This window comes from Phreatobacter sp. GW821-FHT04C01, from assembly GCF_059420385.1.
In genome coordinates this window covers 110,986-127,906 of the sequence record NZ_JBWKTP010000011.1, presented here as the reverse complement: position 1 = coordinate 127,906, position 16,921 = coordinate 110,986, and the positions used below count along the sequence as shown (strand labels likewise).

Genomic DNA, 16,921 nt, shown 5'->3' with positions numbered 1-16,921 from the left:
CCGGATCCTGGCGGCCGCCCGGCGCCGCGGCTGCGATCTTGATTCAGCCGGGCCGTCTATCCCCTTGGCGGAACAGGCCTTGCGGGCCGCGCGGCGTCAGTAGGCGAGGGGCTTGAGCTGGACCGGGCTGCGCCCGCCGGGCCGGACCTCGGTGCGCGTGTCGTTGAAGAACACCAGCCGGTCGCCGACCTTGACCTGGGCCGACAGTGACGGCTGGATCGGGCAGCGCTTGTCGCTCCTGACCCGGATCGGTACGACGATGGGAAACCGCCGGCCGGTGACCGGCCTGCTGACCGCGGCGACGGCGGTCATCGACATCGGCGCATCCGCGAGATTGCCGTCGAAGATGGTCAGGTGCAACCGCGAACCCGCGGGCATGCGGGCCGCCGGCGGTCCTTGCACCACCACGGTGGTGTCGAAGCGGCAGGCGGCCAAAGCCGGCGAGCCGCCGAACAGGCCGGCCGCCAGAACCACGGCGACGGCTGCAGCGCCATTCCACCTCATCGCAGTCTCCTTATCGGCCCAAGGATCCGGATCCGCCGGTCTTCACCACATCCGGTGATGATGCGAGCCTCGCGGCATCCCATGCCGGCCGGTTCGGGCGATCATGCGGCGAGGATGTGGGCAAGTACAGGCCGGGACGATCGGACCATGGCCCGGGCCGGATCAAGGCGCGCGCGCGGCGACCGCTGAGGCGCCGGACCGCAACGTCGCTCGGGCATGGTCCCGGTTGCCGTGGAAGCTTTTGTTCACCATTCATGTTGCTTGTTTGTTCTCGGTGCTTGCCGTTGGAACAAATTGAGAACATCATCCTCGGGTCAACGGATGACCAAGGAGGCACTGATGGTGCGGACATTCATCGAGGACATGGCGGCGCTTGCGGCGCTCGGACTGTTCACCGGCATGGTCGCGGTCTGGGCGCAGGCGATCCAGGGGCTGTAAGTCAGCCTGTACCGGAGCGCGTCGCGCAAGAGGCTTGTGAAGTGCGGGGAGCCTCGCGTCAGCGGCGATTGATCGCCGCCGCGGCGCGGGGCAAAGCTGGTGGCGAACGAGACTCACCCGACAGAGGAGGCGGCGGCCGTGGCTTCATCGTGCTTCGTGCATCTGCGCGTCCACTCATCCTTCTCGCTGCTCGAAGGCGCGCTCGGCATCGCCAAGCTCGCCAAACTCGCCGCGGCCGACCGCATGCCGGCCCTGGCGGTGACCGATACCAACAATCTGTTCGCGGCGCTGGAGCTTTCCGAAAAGCTCGCCGGTGCCGGCATCCAGGCCATCGGCGGGTTGACCCTGGGGGTCGATTTCGCCGACCGCGAGGTCGATCCGCGCCGCCCCAACCTGGGCGGCATCAAGCCGCGCATCGCGCTGCTCGCCATGAACGAGGAGGGCTATCGCAACCTGATGGCGCTGACCTCCGCGGCCTTCATGGAGAGCAGCGATCCCGGCGACCCGAGCGTCGGCCTGGCCGTGTTGCAGCGCCATGCCGGCGGCCTGATCGCCTTGACCGGCGGCCCCGGCGGCCCGGTCGACATGGCCTTCCGCGATAACCAGAGCGATCTCGCCCGGAGCCGGCTCGACCGGCTGACCGCGATCTATGGCGATGCGCTCTATGTCGAGTTGCAGCGCCACGGGCTCGACGAGGAGCGGGCGGTCGAACCGGCCCTGATCGCCGAGGCCTATGCCCGCGGCCTGCCGCTGGTCGCCACCAACCAGTGCTATTTCGGCAGCACGACCGATTATGAGAGCCATGACGCGCTCGGCTGCATCGCCGGCGGCCGGGTGGTCGCCGACCCCGAACGCAAGCAATTGACGCCCGAGCACCGCTTCAAGACCCAGGCGGAGATGGTCAAGCTGTTCGCCGATCTGCCCGAGGCGATCGACAGCACGGTGGAGATCGCCCGGCGCTGCCACTACCGCGTCCGCACCCGTAAGCCGATCCTGCCGCGCTTCTCGCTGGTCGCCGGCGGCGAACCGGTCGACGAGGTGACCGAGCTCAATCGCCAGTCGCGCGAAGGGCTGGAGCGCCGGCTCGCCGCCCATGGTCCGGCCGAAGGCCTGACCGTCAAGGATTACCAGGACAGGCTCGAGTTCGAGCTGTCGATCATCGAGGGGATGAAGTTCCCCGGCTACTTCCTGATCGTGTCCGACTTCATCAAATGGGCCAAGCAGCGCGACATTCCCGTCGGTCCGGGCCGCGGTTCGGGCGCCGGTTCGCTGGTCGCCTATGCCTTGACCATTACCGATCTCGACCCCTTGCGCTTCAAGCTGCTGTTCGAGCGCTTCCTCAATCCGGAACGCGTGTCGATGCCGGATTTCGACATCGACTTCTGCCAGGACCGGCGCGACGAGGTGATCCGCTACGTCCAGGAGCGCTACGGCCGCAGCCAGGTCGCGCAGATCATCACCTTCGGTACGCTGCAGGCGCGCGGCGTGCTGCGCGACGTCGGCCGGGTGCTGCAATTGCCTTATGGCCAGGTCGACAAGCTGTGCAAGCTGGTGCCGCAGAATCCGGCGGCCCCGATCACGCTGGACAAGGCGATCGAGGGCGAGCCGAAGCTGCAGGCCGCCGGCGACGAAGAGCCCATGGTCAAGCAGCTGTTCGACATCGCGATCAAGCTGGAGGGCCTCAACCGCCACGCCTCGACCCACGCGGCGGGCCTGGTCATCGGCGACCGGCCGCTGGTCGAGCTGGTGCCGCTCTACCGAGACCCGAAGACCGATATGCCGGTCACCCAGTACAATATGAAATGGGTGGAACAGGCCGGCCTGGTGAAGTTCGACTTCCTCGGCCTGAAGACGCTGACGGTGCTGCAGAAGGCGGTCGACCTGATCAAGCTGCGCGGCATCGCCGTCGATCTCGCCGCCATCCCGCTCGACGACGCCAAGAGCTACGAGATGATGGCGCGCGGCGAGACGGTCGGCGTATTCCAGGTGGAAAGCATGGGCATGCGCAAGGCCCTGGTCGAGATGAAGGCGAGCCGCTTCGAGGACATCATCGCGCTGGTGGCGCTGTACCGGCCGGGCCCGATGGCCAATATTCCCGTCTATTGCGCGCGTAAGCACGGCCTGGAAAAGGCGGAATATCCGCACCCGCTGATGGAGCAGGTGCTGGCCGAAACCCACGGCATCATCGTCTACCAGGAACAGGTGATGCAGGCGGCGCAGATCCTGTCGGGCTATTCGCTCGGCGAGGCGGATCTGCTCAGGCGCGCCATGGGCAAAAAGATTAAGGCCGAGATGGACAAGCAGCGCGAGCGCTTCGTCTCCGGCTGCACCGAGCGCGGCATGGCCAAGGCCAAGGCCGACGAGATCTTCGACCTGCTGGCGAAATTCGCCGACTACGGCTTCAACAAGAGCCATGCGGCGGCCTATGCGCTGGTCTCCTATCACACGGCCTGGTTGAAGGCGAATTATCCGGTCGAGTTCATGGCGGCGTCGATGACGCTGGAATTGTCCAATACCGACAAGCTGTCGGAATTCCGCCGGGAGACGATCCGGCTGGCGATCACGCTGGAGCCGCCCTGCGTCAACCGCTCGGGCGTGCATTTCGATGTCGCCGACGGCAAGATCCTCTATGCGCTCGCCGCGGTGAAGGGGGTGGGCGCCCAGGCGGTGGAGGCGATCGTCCAGGCGCGCGGCGACCAGCCGTTCCGCGACCTCACCGATTTCGCCCAGCGCATCAATCCGAAGACCCTGAACCGCAAGACCTTGGAAAATCTCGCGGCGGCCGGCGCCTTCGACGCGCTGGAGCCGAACCGGGCGCGCGCGGTCGCCGCCGTCGAGCAGGTGCTGGCCGAGGCGCAGCGCACATCCGAGGGGCGGGCGATCGGTCAGGACGAGCTGTTCGGCGCCGGCGGCGCCTCGGCGATCCGCTTGCCCGACGTCGAGCCCTGGCTGCCGGCGCGTCGGCTCGACGAGGAATACAAGGCCATCGGCTTCTTCCTTTCGGGCCATCCGCTCGACGACTATCAGGCGTCGCTGAAGCGCCTGCGCATCGAGCCCTTCGCCGATTTCGCCCGCAGCGTGCGTGGCGGCGCCAGCGCCGGCCGGCTCGCCGGGGTGGTGACGGCACGCCAGGAGCGGCGCACCAAGACCGGCAACAAGATGGGCATCGTCACCCTGTCGGATCCCTCGGGCCATTACGAGGCGGTGCTGTTCTCGGAAGGCCTGGCGCTCTATCGCGACCTGCTGGAGCCAGGCCAGGCGATTCTGATGTCGGTCGGCGCCGAACTGCAGGGCGAAGAGGTGCGCGTACGCCTGTTGACGGTGGAGCCGCTGGAGGCGGCCGCCATTCGCGTGCAGAAGGGTTTTCGCGTCTTCGTCGAGGAGCAGAGCGCGATCGAGAGCATCGCCAAGCGGCTGGTCGCCAAGGGCGACGGCGAGGTCAGCCTGGTGTTCCGGCTGCCTGACGCGCAGAGCGAGGTCGAGGTCAAGCTGCCCGGCCGCTTCGCGGTGTCGCCGCAGATCGCCGGCGCGATCAAGGCGGTCGCGGGTGTCCAGGCGGTGATGGAAATGTGAGGGCAGGGGCAGCGCTGCCGTGATCGGTGAGGCACAGCGCCCCTGGCATCCGCTGACGCCGCGAGCCATCATGGCCGTGTTTGCCCGAGCCGGGTTCCCGTGGTGGATCGCCGGCGGCTACGCGATCGAGCATTTCGTCGGCCGGGCGTTGCGCCCGCATGCCGATATCGATGTGCTTCTGCTGCGGCCGGATCTACCGGCGGCCGGCGCGATGCTCGCCGGCTGGGATTGCTGGGCAGCGGATCCGCCGGGCCGGCTCCGGCCCTGGCGGGGGGACGAGATATTGCCGCCCGGCGTCTGCGACATCTGGTGCCGCGAGAACCGCGACGGGCCGTGGCATTTGCAGCTCATGCTGGACGAGGGCGACCATCGTCACTGGCGCTCGCGGCGCTGCCACGAGGTCACCAGGCCGCTCGCGACGCTCGGCCTGCGCGATCGGCAGGGGATCCCCTTTCTGGTTCCCGAGATTCAGCTCTTCTACAAGGCGAAAGCGCCCCGGCCCAAGGACGACCTCGATTTCGCGGCAGCGCTGCCGCTGCTGGACAGATCGCAACGGATCTGGCTCGGCGAGGCTCTCAGGCGAGCCCATGGGGTGGAGAATGGCTGGTTGAAGGCCGTTGACGACGGGACGATCCGGCCGGACGAAGACTGACATGGCGGAACGGAAGCGCGCGCAAGCGGTTCCAAGGCAAGACGACGGAGGCAGAGTCATGGAGCTGAAACGCGGGCGATTGATCGACCACGTGCATTTGCGGACGCGCGACCTGGCGGCCAGCAAGCGCTTCTACACCGCCGTGCTCGATGTTCTGGGCATTCGGGTCACCGATGGCGGCAAGCATTTTTATGCCGACGAGCTGTGGGTCGATGTCGGTGAACAGGCGAGCCGCATCCATCTGGCGTTTCAGGCGCCTGATCGCGCGACTGTCGACCGTTGGTACGAGGCGGGCCTGGCGGCCGGCGGCGCCGACAATGGCGGTCCGGGCGAGCGGTCCTACCATCCGGGCTATTATGCCGCTTTCCTGCTCGATCCGGACGGCAACAATATCGAGGCGGTCCATCACGGCCCGGCCGACCGCTCGTCGGATGCCGTGACGATCACCTGGGGGCCGCCGGCATAGGCGGCGAGATCGGACGCGGCCCAGGCATCGATACCATCGCTGGCTCGCCGCTTTGCGCGTCGTCATGGCCGGGCTGGTCACGGCCATCCACGTCTTCCGTGGTCAAGGTCATGCGTGGATGGCCGGCCCAAGACCGGCCATGACGAAGAGGGCGGTGTCGTTGCGGTCGCCTTCTTGCCTATCCCGTCTCGACGAGCGTCTTGCGCAGTGCCAGGTTGAACACCGCGAAGCCGAGCGCGGCAAAGAAGCGCTGCGCATCGTGATTGGCCGCCCAGGTATCCAGAGCGATCTCGTCGATGCCCTCGAACATGGCGCGGGCCTCGACATGGCGCATCAGGGCCGTGGCGACGCCGCAGCGTCTGGCATCCGGGGCAACCGCGATGTGCTGGACATGAATACGGGCCCGGTTGGGCGTCAGCGGCGTCTCCGGCCGGACCTGCACCTCGAACAGGACATAGCCGACCGGCACGGCGTCGATCTCGGCGACGGCGGTTCCGGCATGCGGCCCGTCCAGCCGCGCCGCGAAATAGGCCCTGAGCGCCGCGGGATCGACGGCGGCCTTGAAGTCGTCGGGATAAAGCGCCGCGTGCAGGCCCTGGACCACCTCATTGAGCGCGACGAGGCTGTCGAGATCCGCCTGCGAGGCGGCGCGAATCTTGGCCGGCATGAGCCCCGTCTCCCGTCTGGGACGAGGCTGCGATGGTGGCGCGCGGCCTGTCAACGAAACACGGAATTGTCTCGGCCGCGCCGGCGCGCGAGGCCGGTGCGGCGACGAGGTCGAGGCCGGCGCTAAACGGTTTCCTCCAGGCCGATGCTGTCGGGAAGACAGGGCCGCAGGAGCCCCAGCGACAGGGGCTGGAACCGGACGGGCCTGCCGGTCTCTTCACGGGGGATGGTCGGGACGGTGATATGCTGGCGCAGGATCGGCAGGTCATGCCCGACCGTGTGCCAGAGGGAACCGGCCAGGCGCGGCATGATCGGCGCGGCGAAATAGGCGAGCCCCTTCAGCCAGCCATAGGCGTGGTCGGGCCGCGACAGGTCGATGCCGTCGAGATCGGCCCAGGCCTGCAGGACGGCGCTCGCCGCGCGCGCCGAAAAAGCATCGAGCCGGAACGCCTGGTCGAAGGCCGTCATCGACGCCTCCAGGCGGGTACGCAGCGGCGGCGGGACCGAGAGCGGTCCGGGCGGTGCCGCGCCGAGCGTGCCGCGGGCCCGGTCGATGCGCGCCTGCAGCGTGCCGGCGAGCCGGCGCGTCGCGAAGGCGATGAAATCGCCGACGTCGAAATTGGTGGTGTCCCGCTCCGGGCTCTCGCGCGCCAGGAAGCCGCGCACGGCATCGCTCGAGGCCGGCGTCATCTCGACGATATCGATGGCCCAGATGACGTGCCGGCGGCTGGTCGAGAATTTCGATCCCTGCAGGTTGTAGAAGTAATTCGTCAGGACATAGTCGAAGGGCTTGCGGTCGCCCGAGGCGGTCATGAGCGGGATATTGCCGGCGAGAAGCAGCACCGCGTTGTCGATGCCGAAGCTGACCAGCGTCGTCACGCCGCTGTCGCGCGCCATGGGATGGCGGTGGTCCGGATCGGTCTCGGCATAGCGGTCGCCGCAGGTCAGCGCATATTCCCAGGCGGCCTCGAACAGAACCCGCGGGTTGCCCCAGCGATCGGCGGACCAGGCGACGCCCCAGGTGCCGGGCGCGGTGAGCCGGAACAGGCGGTTTTCCTGATCGAGATGGCGCCTGACCAGGGCGATGAAGGCGTCCGGCGCGCCGCAGGATCGCATCCGCCGCTCGAGGTCGGGCTCGTCGCCGATGCGCAGGAACAGGCTCTCGACCTGCCGCCACTCGAGGCCGGAATCGTCGGCGCGGGGCCGGGGATTGAGCATTTGCTCGGGCCGGAACAGCGCGCCGCAAGCCTCGCAGAAATAGCCGGCCGCCGGTGTCCGGCAGGCGGGGCACTCGCCGGTCAGCCAGGCACCGGTCAGGTAGCGCCCGGTGGCGCGGCTGAAGAGAACCTTTTCCGTCACGGTTTCAGTGAGGCCGAGCCCGACCAGTTCGGTGATGACGGCCGTCGCATTGCGGGCGTGCCGGGCGGCATAGGGCCCCTGGACCAGGTCGAGAAAGGCGTCGACCTCGATGTCGAGCGCCGTGAGATCGCGGGCGATCCGGGCGTGATAGGCACGGCACACCTCCTCGGGCGGGCGGTTTTCCTGGGCGCCTTTCCAGAGCACGTAGGAATCGAAGCCGTCCACCGCCGAGATCACGTCGACCTGGTGGCCCTGGCAGCGCAGATAGCGCCCGATCATGTCCATGCGCAGATAGGGGCCGGCGATATGGCCGAGATGCAGCCCGCCATTGGGCGTCGGCGGGATCGGCATCAGAAAGAATTTCCGGCGCGGTGCGCTGTCTGTCGTCGGGATCATGGATCCTCCCAGGAGCTGTAGCGGTGCGGGAAAACAGGGGCTTGCGTGCCGGGGCCCGGGCGGATCGACCTCGCCGCGGCGGGCCGGCATGGCGGCGCCGGCCAAAGGGGTGGTCGGCGGGCGGCATCGGCCGGCGGGGCCGAACCGCGGCCAGGCGGTGAGGGGCGGTTGCCTGGCCGCGGGCCGCCACCGGGCGGTCAGAGCGCGTCTTCGCGCACGGTGTAGCGCTTGACGAAGAGGCCGGCGATCACGGCGATCGCCGCCGCTGCCGCGAGGAAATAGCCGGGCGAAGCGGGATCACGGGTCGTGGCGATCAGCGAGCCGACGATCAGCGGCGCGAAGCCGCTGAAGGCCGCCGCCGAGACGTTATAGGCGATGGCGACGCCGCTGAGCCGGACATCGGTCGGGAACAGATCGGTGAGGATGACGGCATAGGTCGCATAGATGAAGGGGCCGACCAGGCCGATCAGGATGAACAGCAGGTAGAGATTGATCGTGTGGCCGACCATCGCCTGATAGGCCGGATAACTCAGCGTCGCGAGCAGGACCGCGCCGATACGGTGGAGATGGCGGCGCGGGATAAAGTCGCTGGCGTAACCGACGACGAGAATGCCGAGCGAGGAGAGCCCGATCGAGATGTTCAGGACCATGGCCGCTTCGCGCGGATCGTAATGCAGGACCTGCGTCAGATAGGGCGCCATGGCGCCGAACATGATGCCGTTGAGGACGCTGACGACGCCGGTAATGCCGATGCCGATGAGGATCGGCACGGGAAAACGCTTGAGCACGTCGATGGCGGGCATGGTCACCACCTTGGTGCGCATGGCCTGGAAAGCGGCCGATTCCTCCAGCGAGGTGCGCAGGACATAGCTCACCAGGCCGAGCAGGCTGCCGACCCCGAAAGCCAGCCGCCAGCCGTAATCCTGCATCTCCGGAGCCGAGAGGACCGAATGCAGCACCGAGCTGACGCCGCTGGCGAGGAAGACGCCGGTATTGACGCAGAAGAACACCACGCCGCCGGCAAGGCCCGCCCGGCGCGGCGCCGCCTCCACCACATAGGTGATGGCGGTCGGCAACTCGCCGCCGAGGCAGGCGCCCTGAATGAAACGCAGCGCGATGAAGGCGATGCTGGCGGTGATGCCGAGCGTCGCATAGCTCGGCATCAGCGCCATGCCGAGGGTCGCCATGGTCATGATCAGCAGCGACAGGAGGAATGACACCCGGCGGCCGCGGCGATCGCCGATATGGCCGAGGATCAGGCCGCCGAGCGGGCGCGAAACATATCCGACGGCGAAGACCGCGAAGGCGTTGATCAGCGAGATCAAGGGGTCGGCGGAGGGGAAGAAGGCCGCCGCGATATATTGGGCGAAGATGCCGTAGACGATGAAATCGTAGAATTCCAGCGCGCCGCCGAGGCTGGCGAGAATGATCACGCGCCAGTTGAGCTTGTCGGCGGCGACTTCGAGCGTCCGCGGCGCGGCGTCGAAGACCTCATTGGTGGTCGTCATGGTTCCCCTCCTCGCGTTTGTTTTTCGTCCCTTGGGCGCGCATGCCGTCGCGGCCGAAGAAGCGGCCGGGGCGACCTGAGCGAAATCCTGCTTTCGCGACGTGTCTTTCCTGGGCGATCGACGGATCGGCCTAGATCTCGGTGAACAGTTGCTCGCAGGCCGCCGCCGCGCCGAGCACGCGCCAGTCGGCGCCGCGCGGCCCGATGATCTGCAGGCCGATCGGCAACCCCTGGGAGGAGCGGCCGCACGGGATCGAGCAGGCGGGTTGCTGGCTGAGATTGAGCGGGAAGCTGAAGCTCGCCCACTCGGTCCAATGGTTCAGGCCCGAGCCGCGCGGCACGTCGGCGCCGACCGCGAATGGGGTGACCGCCGTGGTCGGCGAGATCAGCAGGTCAAAGGCGCTGAACAGGTTTTCCATCGCGGCGCCGAACTCGGCCCGGCGAACGCCGGCATCGACATAGTCAGCGGCCGAAAAGCGCTTGCCAGCATCGGCGATGGCGACGAGCCCGAGGTCCATGCCGGACTGGTCCGATGCCCTTACGCCGCGCAGCACACGGGCGGCCCCGGAGAACCACAGGAGATGGAACAGCTCCAAGGCGCCGTCCAGCGGCGGAGTGACCGGTTCGATCGCGGCGCCGCGCTGTTCGATCAGCCGGACCGCCTTGTGAAACTGAACCGCGACATCGGCGGCGACGACCCCGGCCGGTGGGGTCGTCCAGACGCCGACGCGGGCGCCGGCGAAGCTGAAGGCCGGCAGCGCTTCGCGCGGGGCGAAGGCCAGGGGGTTTTGATTCCAGTCGCGCGGGTCCTTTCCCGACAGCACTTCGAGCATCAGGCTGGCATCCGCGACCCGGCGGGCGAGCGGACCGATATGCGAGACCGTGCCGAAGGGGCTCGGCGGATAGGCCGGCACGCGCCCGAATGTCGGCTTGTGCCCGACGACGCCGGTGAACGAGGCTGGCACCCGAATGGATCCGCCGCCATCGGTGCCGAGATGCAGCACGCCCGCGCCGGTCGCCGCCGCCACCGCCGCGCCACCGGACGATCCGCCGGGCGTCAGCTCCGGGTTCCACGGATTGCGCGTGATGCCGTAGAGCGGCCCGTCAGTCAGCGCCTTCCAGCCGAATTCGGGGATCGCCGTCTGGCCGAGCAGCACGGCGCCGCTGCGGCGGAGCAGGCGAACGGATGGCGAGTCGCTGCGTTGCGGCGATGCGTCGGTGGTCCGGCTGCCATAACGCGACGGCCAGCCCTGCGTCGTGACGGCATCCTTGATGGTCACCGGCACGCCGTCGAGCGGTCCGATCGGGCGGCCCCGGCGCCAGCGCTCTTCGGAGGCGCGCGCCGCCTGCACCGCGCCGTCATGGTCGATGAGCGAGAAGGCGTTGAGCGCCGTGTCGACCTCTTCGGCTCGCGCCAGATGCGCCTTGGTCACGTCGACAGGTGAAAGCGCGCCATTGCGATAGGCGCCGACAAGGTCATTGGCGCCGGGCCGGCACAGTTCCGGCAAATTCAGCAGAGAGTATATTTCGGTCCTTTCGAGAAAAGACCGTGTATTCGATGAATTTTCCGTCGAATTCATGGGGATCACTCCGCAATTCGGCACGAAAATTCATAGGCAGTCTCCGCGCGACCGCATAAGGTATTTTATGGTGCAAATTGCCTCACGCGATGTCTCAAGCCATCGCATGGCCGGTCCCGGGACGGGGCAAGGCGCCGGCCGGCGTCCTGCCGTGACCCGTCCCGCGAGGGGCAGACGAATGCGGCGATCCGGCGCCGGTGCCCGGGGGCGGGAAAGACGGGGGGCGCGAGCGGCGACACGCGCTCCGGCGAGCAAAGGCGCTCGGCGGCCGCCGCTGGTCAGTCGCGGGGCGCCGGATGGTTATCGACAAGCTGCCGATGCGACATTGACTTGGCCGCCCAACGCCATAACCTGCATGCGATGTGGCGTGGTGGGTCAATTCTAAATTGACCCACCACGTTACCGCCTGAATAACGTCGATTATTTGGTAAATATACCTACTTTTACTCTCCCTGCGAGACGTTTGAGAGGTTGAACACCATGCGCCTGTCGATAAGGCAGATCAAATATATCAGGGATGTCGCGCAGCTCGGCAGCATATTGGCCGCCTCCGAGGCCTCGCGGATTTCGGCGTCGTCGATCGTGGCGGCGATCAATCTGGCGGAGGGTGAGCTGGGCACGCCCATCTTCGAGCGGCGGCCGTCACGCGGGGTGGTCACCACGCCGGCCGGCGAACGCTTCGTCGCCGCCGCGCAGATGCTGCTGGCTTCGGAAGCCGAGTTCGAGCGCGCGGTCGCCGCGCTCAAGACCAAGTCCAGGAACAGCAGGGAAATCCGGATCGGCTGCTTCGAGCCGTTCGGCTCGCTGTTCATGCCGGACCTGATCCAGACCTATGTCAATCGCGGCGGCGCCTCGAACGTCTCGCTGTTCGAGGGCGACCAGACCGAATTGCAGAACTGGCTGGTCACCAAGACGGTCGATCTGATCATCTCCTACGATATCGGTCCGAGTTTCGGCGGCAATATCACGCCGATCTGCCAGGTTCCGGCGCATGTCATCGTCGCATCCGACGATCTCCTGGCCTCGCGCGAGGCCGTGTCGCTGCGCGATATCGCCGACCGGCCGCTGGTGCTGCTCGATCTGCCGCATACCGGGAATTATCTGCTGGCGCTGTTCGACGATCTCGCGCTGCATCCCAGGATCGCGTTCCGGACACGGTCCTATACCACGGTGAGCCGGGCGGTGGCCGCCGGGTTCGGGGTTTCCGTGGGCAATACCAGCCCGCTGTCGGCGGCCGACCATGAGGTCGACGGCATCGTCCGCTTGCCCCTGCTCGACAAATTGCCGCCGCCGACCCTGGTCATCGCCGATGCCTATGGGGCCGACAAGCCGGATTTCGTCCGCGCCTTCATCGACACCGCGCAGGAGCTGTTCCACAACAACGGCCGGCCCGGCGGCCTGCGCCGGCCGGCCCCGGGCGAGGGGCTCCCCCCGGCCCATGCGGTTGCCGCGGCGGGCGCGCAGGACGGGCCCGCCCGGAGATGGCGCGAATAGGCCGCGTGGGCGGCACCATCGCCTTGCCGGGCTTTGGCGCCATGAAATGCATCATCACCCATCACAGAATGCATTTTACGACCAACCGGGCGTCCATATGATCCCGGCCATGGTCAGGCGCCCACGTCGCCGGGCCTTCCGTCCTTCGTCCAACGATCGCGATCAAACCGAGCATGGTCGATCATGGCGTCCACGATATCCGCAGTCTATGACGTCGTCGGAATTGGCGTCGGCCCATCCAATCTGAGCGTAGCTGCACTTCTCGACGGTATTCCTGAAATTTCGGCGGCCTTCTTCGAACGCAACGATGCCTTCGCCTGGCATCCCGGGCTGTTGTTTCGCGATGCCCGCCTGCAGACCTCGTTTCTGAAGGATCTCGTGACCTTCGCGGATCCGGTCAGTCCGCACTCCTTCGTCAATTTCCTGCACAGCAAGCAGCGCCTGCACCAATTCATCAACGCGGATTTCGACAAGATCACGCGGGCTGAATTCATCGAATACATGACATGGGTCGCGCTGCGCCTGCCGAATCTCAGGTTTTCGCATGACGTGCGGGAGATCCGCTTCCACAACGACATGTTCGTCGCGCGCATCGATCCGAATATCGAGGTCTATGCCAAACACGTCATTCTGGGCGTGGGGCGGCGCCCCTATGTGCCGCCCTGCGCGCGGCCGCATCTGGGCGACGCGGTGTTCCACGCCAGCGAGTTCCTGGCCCGCGCCCCGCGCTCACGGCCGGGTTCGGTGACCATTGTCGGTGGCGGGCAAAGCGCCGCGGAAATATTTCTCCACTGCGTTCGCAATATCGATTCCGGGCTGAAGCAGCTGACTTGGGTGACCAAACGCGACAATTTCAGTCCGTTGGACGATTCACCTTTCACCAACGAATATTTCACGCCGCTTTACTCCAAATATTTCTTCGAACTGGAGGTCGACAAGCGGCTGGCCCTGCTGAACGCGCAAAAACTGGCGAGCGACGGTATTTCGGCCAGCACCTTGCGGGAGATCTATCAGGAGATTTACCGCGTGAAGTTCATCGAGGGCCGCGCGCTCGACCTGCGCCTGCTGGTCGATCACGAACTGACGGCCCTGGACCGGGCCGGCTTCAAGTGGGCGGCGAGCATTTGCGACACGACGACCGGCGAGCGGAACGCGGTACTCTCGGACCAGGTGGTGCTCGCCACCGGTTATGAAACCGTCGTGCCGCGGCAGATCGAGGGCATCAGGCACCTGTTCGAACTGGAGCGGGAGCAATTGCGCCTGAAGCACGACTTCTCCGCCAGCTGGCGGGTGCCGTGCCGGAGCCGGCTCTACCTGCAGAACGCCGGGCGTCGCAGCCACGGCATCGCCGACCCGAACCTGAGCCTGCTGGCGTGGCGCAGCGCGACGATCATCAACAGCCTGCTCGGGCGCGAGCACTTCGTCGTCCCGCAGAACGAACACCTCATCGAGCGGAACGCACCGCAACAGGCCCGTCAACCCATGGAGCAGATCGCATGATATCCGGTCCTCTCGTTTCGGTTCACCATGTCGACGACTACTCGGGCGGCATCCAGGTCAAGGAGCTGGACCTGGAGCAGGCAGGCGAGCGGGTAACGCCGTTCAAGGCCTCCATCATCACGGTGCCGCCGGGGATCTCGACCCCGCTGGACCAGCACGATGTCCGGGAATGCTGGGTGGTGATCGCCGGGCAGGGGGAACTGATGACCGATGGCGTGGCCTCGCCGCTCGAGCCCGGTGCCGTCACCTATTTCGCGTCGCGCTGTTCGCATCAGGTCCGCAATACCGGTGGTGACGAGTTGAAGCTGTTCTCCGCCTGGTGGACCCCGGGCAACCAGGTCTCGCAATGACGACCGACCTGGCGGTGATCGGCGGCGGGGTCATTGGCGCGGCCATCGCGTCCCTGGCCAAGAAGGCCCATCCTCACCTCACCATCGCCATCCTGGAACGGCATCTCGTCGGCATGGGGGCCTCGCTTTATGGCGGCGCCGTTCGCGTGCCGATCGGCACGACGCCGGCCCATCGCGAACTCGCCCGGCGCAGCGAGAGGCTGTTCAGCGAACTCGCCGCCTGGGCGGGGCCTCTGCCGGGCCGCGCTGTGCCGGTTTTCTGGGTGGTTCCGGCCGGCCGCGAAGCCGAATTCGCGGACTATTGGGTCGGCGGAGCCTGCCGGCGCGCGACATCCGGCGAGCAGGCACGCCTTGGCCGCACCATGCCGGCGCTGAGCCTTGCGCCCGACGATCTGCTGCTGGTCGACGAGACCGCCTGGTGCGGCAATCCCGGCGCCACCGCGTCGCATCTCATCGGCCATCTGCTGCGGCAGCCCGGCTTTGCCTGTCATGAGGGGGTTCACGTGGTGGCGATCGAGGACCAGGCCGGCGGTTGCGATCTCGTCGCCGCCGATGGACAGGTGTTTCGCAGCCGGTACGTCGCGCGCGCCACCGGCCCCTGGCTCGACCTGCACGACCGGCGCGTTCCGGACAGCGGGCTGCGCACCAAGAAGGTCGCGGCCCTGCATGTCGACCTCGTCCCGGCGGCCGGCGATCCGATCATCGTCTTCGTCGAGGAGGACGCCTATCTGCTGCCCGATCCGGCGGGCCGGCGCTGGATCCTCTGCATCAGCAGCCCGGCCTGGGATGTCGCGCCCGCGCGGTCCGGGCTCGCCTGCGATGCCGAGGACCGGGCCGTCGCCGCGCGGGCGCTCAACCGCCATGCGCCGGCATTGCTGGATCGCTGCCGGGGCGAACGGGTGTTCTGCGACGCCTATACGGCGACGCGCCTGCCGGCGATCGGGCGGGACCCGCAATCGGCGCGGTCGGTTTACGCCCTGGGAGGATCCGGCTCGGGCTACCGGTTCGCGCCGGCCATCGCCGAGAGGGCGATAGGCCTGCTCCTGGGCTCACTTTCCACCATGGCCGTGTCTTAGAAATCCCGGCATCTCCGGGACCGTCCGCATCGTCATCGAAGAACCAGGCCGAGAGGCCGCGGCGCCCCGCGGCGCCCGGCTCATCGATCCTGCCTGCCTGCCCGCGCTGGAATAGGGATGCCTGCTCATGACTTCGCTCTCGCCCAATCCACAGACACTGCCCCGGATCCTCGTCTATCTCGCCTGTTTCTGTATCGCCTCGGCCTATGGCCTGTTCCTGACGCTGCCCTTGTACATCAAGATGCTCGGCGGGGACGAAGAGGTCGTCGGCAGGATCATCTTCGTCGGCGCGTTCGGCACCTTGCTCAGCGTCGGTTTCACCACCCGGCTCATGACGATCTGGAAGCCCTATCTGGTGGTTGCCGGCGGGGCCCTGTGCTACGCGGTCGGCAGCAGCTTTTTCGCTTTCTCCGCCAGCATCTCGTTTCTTTACGTCATTGGCGGTTTTCTGCTCGGCGTCGGCTGGGCGCTGGCCTTCACGATCTCGCCGATCATGCTGTCGGGCCTGGTCACCGATGCCAACCGGGCCGTGCTGTTCAGCGTGCTGTCGGCCTTCAACGCCCTGGGGCTGGGACTGGCCCCGATCACCGCCCAACAATTGCTCGGCGCGGGCGTCGCTCATTCGCACATCTTCCTGATGGCGATCCTGCTTTCGGTGGCCAGCGCGGGCCTGTTCTACGCGGCCGGCCGAACGCTTTCGCGCATCGTCCTGCCGCATTACGAAACCGTCTCGGGCGGCGAGACCGAGGCCTTCCTGCGGATCCTGCGCTCGCCCGCCATCTACCCGCTGGTCATGGTCTTTCTCGGCGCCTGCGTGTTGAGCTCGATGTTCAACTTCCAGACGACCTTCGCCCAATCCGAGGGCCTCAACTATTCGATCTTCTATACCTGCTACACCGCGGCGGTCATCGCCGGCCGGTTCCTGGTCAGCGGCTTCGTCAGCCGGCGCGAGCCGATGAAGATGACGATCCTGCTGCTGGCGGTGATGGTGCTGTCGATGCTGGCCTTCTCGGTCACCGCGGCCAATGTGCCGCTCTATGCCCTGAGCTCGCTGCTGTTCGGACTGAGTTACGGCCTGGTCTATCCGCTGATCCAGGCCCAGGCGGTCAATGCTTCGGACGCCAGCCTGCGGACGCGCACACTGGTCTATTTCTCCATGGCCTATTTCATCGGCTTTTTCGGCTTCCCGCTGATCGGCGGCCGGATCATCGTGACCGGCGGCTACCGGGTCCTGCTGCTCGTCCTGCTGATCATCGCCGGACTGGAGCTGGCCGTGGCCTGCTGGCGCTTCATGGCGGCCCGGCAAGGCGCCGCGGCACTCGCCGGGGCGGATCGTCCCAGTCCCGGCAAGGCCGAATGA

The 16,921-nt window shown here is 67.1% G+C and carries 13 protein-coding genes; 8 read left to right on the top strand and 5 right to left on the bottom strand.

Going from position 1 to position 16,921, the window contains the following annotated elements; genetic code table 11:
• Nucleotides 1-96: 96 nt before the first annotated feature.
• Nucleotides 97-504: a YbaY family lipoprotein gene (locus tag AC07WJ_RS31170; RefSeq protein WP_494938611.1), complete on the bottom strand. Its 408-nt coding sequence runs from the start codon at nucleotides 502-504 to the stop codon at nucleotides 97-99.
• A gap of 576 nt (nucleotides 505-1,080) precedes the next feature.
• On the opposite strand from AC07WJ_RS31170, the gene dnaE reads away from it, so the two are divergent.
• The 3 genes from dnaE (at nucleotide 1,081) to AC07WJ_RS31155 (ending at nucleotide 5,633) form a co-directional block, all read left to right on the top strand.
• A complete protein-coding gene (dnaE, locus tag AC07WJ_RS31165; RefSeq protein ID WP_494938610.1) occupies nucleotides 1,081-4,515 on the top strand; it encodes a DNA polymerase III subunit alpha in 3,435 nt (1,144 codons plus the stop codon).
• Nucleotides 4,516-4,585: 70 nt separating this feature from the next.
• Entirely contained in the window at nucleotides 4,586-5,167 is a 582-nt protein-coding gene (locus AC07WJ_RS31160) for a nucleotidyltransferase domain-containing protein (protein ID WP_494938609.1), read from the top strand.
• Between the two features lie 58 nt (nucleotides 5,168-5,225).
• Nucleotides 5,226-5,633: a VOC family protein gene (locus AC07WJ_RS31155; RefSeq protein ID WP_494938608.1), complete on the top strand. Its 408-nt coding sequence runs from the start codon at nucleotides 5,226-5,228 to the stop codon at nucleotides 5,631-5,633.
• A gap of 178 nt (nucleotides 5,634-5,811) precedes the next feature.
• On the opposite strand, the gene AC07WJ_RS31150 is transcribed toward AC07WJ_RS31155, so the two are convergent.
• The 4 genes from AC07WJ_RS31150 to AC07WJ_RS31135 form a co-directional block, all read right to left on the bottom strand.
• Nucleotides 5,812-6,300 carry a GNAT family N-acetyltransferase gene (locus AC07WJ_RS31150; RefSeq protein WP_494938607.1) on the bottom strand — a complete coding sequence of 163 codons (489 nt, stop codon included), beginning with the start codon at nucleotides 6,298-6,300 and terminating at the stop codon, nucleotides 5,812-5,814.
• Nucleotides 6,301-6,422: 122 nt separating this feature from the next.
• A complete protein-coding gene (locus AC07WJ_RS31145) occupies nucleotides 6,423-8,054 on the bottom strand; it encodes a methionine--tRNA ligase (RefSeq protein ID WP_494938606.1) in 1,632 nt (543 codons plus the stop codon).
• Nucleotides 8,055-8,251: 197 nt separating this feature from the next.
• On the bottom strand, nucleotides 8,252-9,562 hold the full coding sequence (locus tag AC07WJ_RS31140) for an MFS transporter (RefSeq protein WP_494938605.1): 1,311 nt from the start codon (nucleotides 9,560-9,562) through the stop codon (nucleotides 8,252-8,254).
• 130 nt (nucleotides 9,563-9,692) lie between these two features.
• Complete coding sequence (locus tag AC07WJ_RS31135; protein ID WP_494938604.1) at nucleotides 9,693-11,141, bottom strand: amidase; 1,449 nt, start codon at nucleotides 11,139-11,141, stop codon at nucleotides 9,693-9,695.
• A 480-nt stretch (nucleotides 11,142-11,621) separates the two neighbouring features.
• Here AC07WJ_RS31135 and AC07WJ_RS31130 point away from each other — a divergent pair, with 480 nt between their 5' ends.
• The 5 genes from AC07WJ_RS31130 (at nucleotide 11,622) to AC07WJ_RS31110 (ending at nucleotide 16,921) form a co-directional block, all read left to right on the top strand.
• A complete protein-coding gene (locus tag AC07WJ_RS31130) occupies nucleotides 11,622-12,635 on the top strand; it encodes a LysR family transcriptional regulator (RefSeq protein WP_494938603.1) in 1,014 nt (337 codons plus the stop codon).
• Between the two features lie 183 nt (nucleotides 12,636-12,818).
• On the top strand, nucleotides 12,819-14,135 hold the full coding sequence (locus AC07WJ_RS31125) for a lysine N(6)-hydroxylase/L-ornithine N(5)-oxygenase family protein (RefSeq protein ID WP_494938602.1): 1,317 nt from the start codon (nucleotides 12,819-12,821) through the stop codon (nucleotides 14,133-14,135).
• The gene (locus tag AC07WJ_RS31120; protein ID WP_494938601.1) at nucleotides 14,132-14,485 is read left to right on the top strand and encodes a cupin domain-containing protein; all 354 of its coding nucleotides are present in this window, start codon (nucleotides 14,132-14,134) and stop codon (nucleotides 14,483-14,485) included. The genes AC07WJ_RS31125 and AC07WJ_RS31120 overlap by 4 nt, the downstream gene beginning before the upstream one ends.
• Complete coding sequence (locus tag AC07WJ_RS31115; RefSeq protein ID WP_494938600.1) at nucleotides 14,482-15,561, top strand: NAD(P)/FAD-dependent oxidoreductase; 1,080 nt, start codon at nucleotides 14,482-14,484, stop codon at nucleotides 15,559-15,561. Before AC07WJ_RS31120 ends, AC07WJ_RS31115 begins: the two co-directional genes overlap by 4 nt.
• A gap of 127 nt (nucleotides 15,562-15,688) precedes the next feature.
• Nucleotides 15,689-16,921 (top strand): MFS transporter, encoded by a 1,233-nt coding sequence (locus AC07WJ_RS31110; protein ID WP_494938599.1) that lies wholly within the window; start codon nucleotides 15,689-15,691, stop codon nucleotides 16,919-16,921.

Bases quoted from the DNA above. Each gene is read 5' to 3' on its own strand.
- AC07WJ_RS31170 (WP_494938611.1), bottom strand. From the start codon at position 504: ATGAGGTGGAATGGCGCTGCAGCCGTCGCCGTGGTTCTGGCGGCCGGC.
- AC07WJ_RS31160 (WP_494938609.1), top strand. From the start codon at position 4,586: ATGGCCGTGTTTGCCCGAGCCGGGTTCCCGTGGTGGATCGCCGGCGGC.
- AC07WJ_RS31155 (WP_494938608.1), top strand. From the start codon at position 5,226: ATGGAGCTGAAACGCGGGCGATTGATCGACCACGTGCATTTGCGGACG.
- AC07WJ_RS31150 (WP_494938607.1), bottom strand. From the start codon at position 6,300: ATGCCGGCCAAGATTCGCGCCGCCTCGCAGGCGGATCTCGACAGCCTC.
- AC07WJ_RS31145 (WP_494938606.1), bottom strand. From the start codon at position 8,054: ATGATCCCGACGACAGACAGCGCACCGCGCCGGAAATTCTTTCTGATG.
- AC07WJ_RS31140 (WP_494938605.1), bottom strand. From the start codon at position 9,562: ATGACGACCACCAATGAGGTCTTCGACGCCGCGCCGCGGACGCTCGAA.
- AC07WJ_RS31135 (WP_494938604.1), bottom strand. From the start codon at position 11,141: ATGAATTCGACGGAAAATTCATCGAATACACGGTCTTTTCTCGAAAGG.
- AC07WJ_RS31130 (WP_494938603.1), top strand. From the start codon at position 11,622: ATGCGCCTGTCGATAAGGCAGATCAAATATATCAGGGATGTCGCGCAG.
- AC07WJ_RS31125 (WP_494938602.1), top strand. From the start codon at position 12,819: ATGGCGTCCACGATATCCGCAGTCTATGACGTCGTCGGAATTGGCGTC.
- AC07WJ_RS31120 (WP_494938601.1), top strand. From the start codon at position 14,132: ATGATATCCGGTCCTCTCGTTTCGGTTCACCATGTCGACGACTACTCG.
- AC07WJ_RS31115 (WP_494938600.1), top strand. From the start codon at position 14,482: ATGACGACCGACCTGGCGGTGATCGGCGGCGGGGTCATTGGCGCGGCC.
- AC07WJ_RS31110 (WP_494938599.1), top strand. From the start codon at position 15,689: ATGACTTCGCTCTCGCCCAATCCACAGACACTGCCCCGGATCCTCGTC.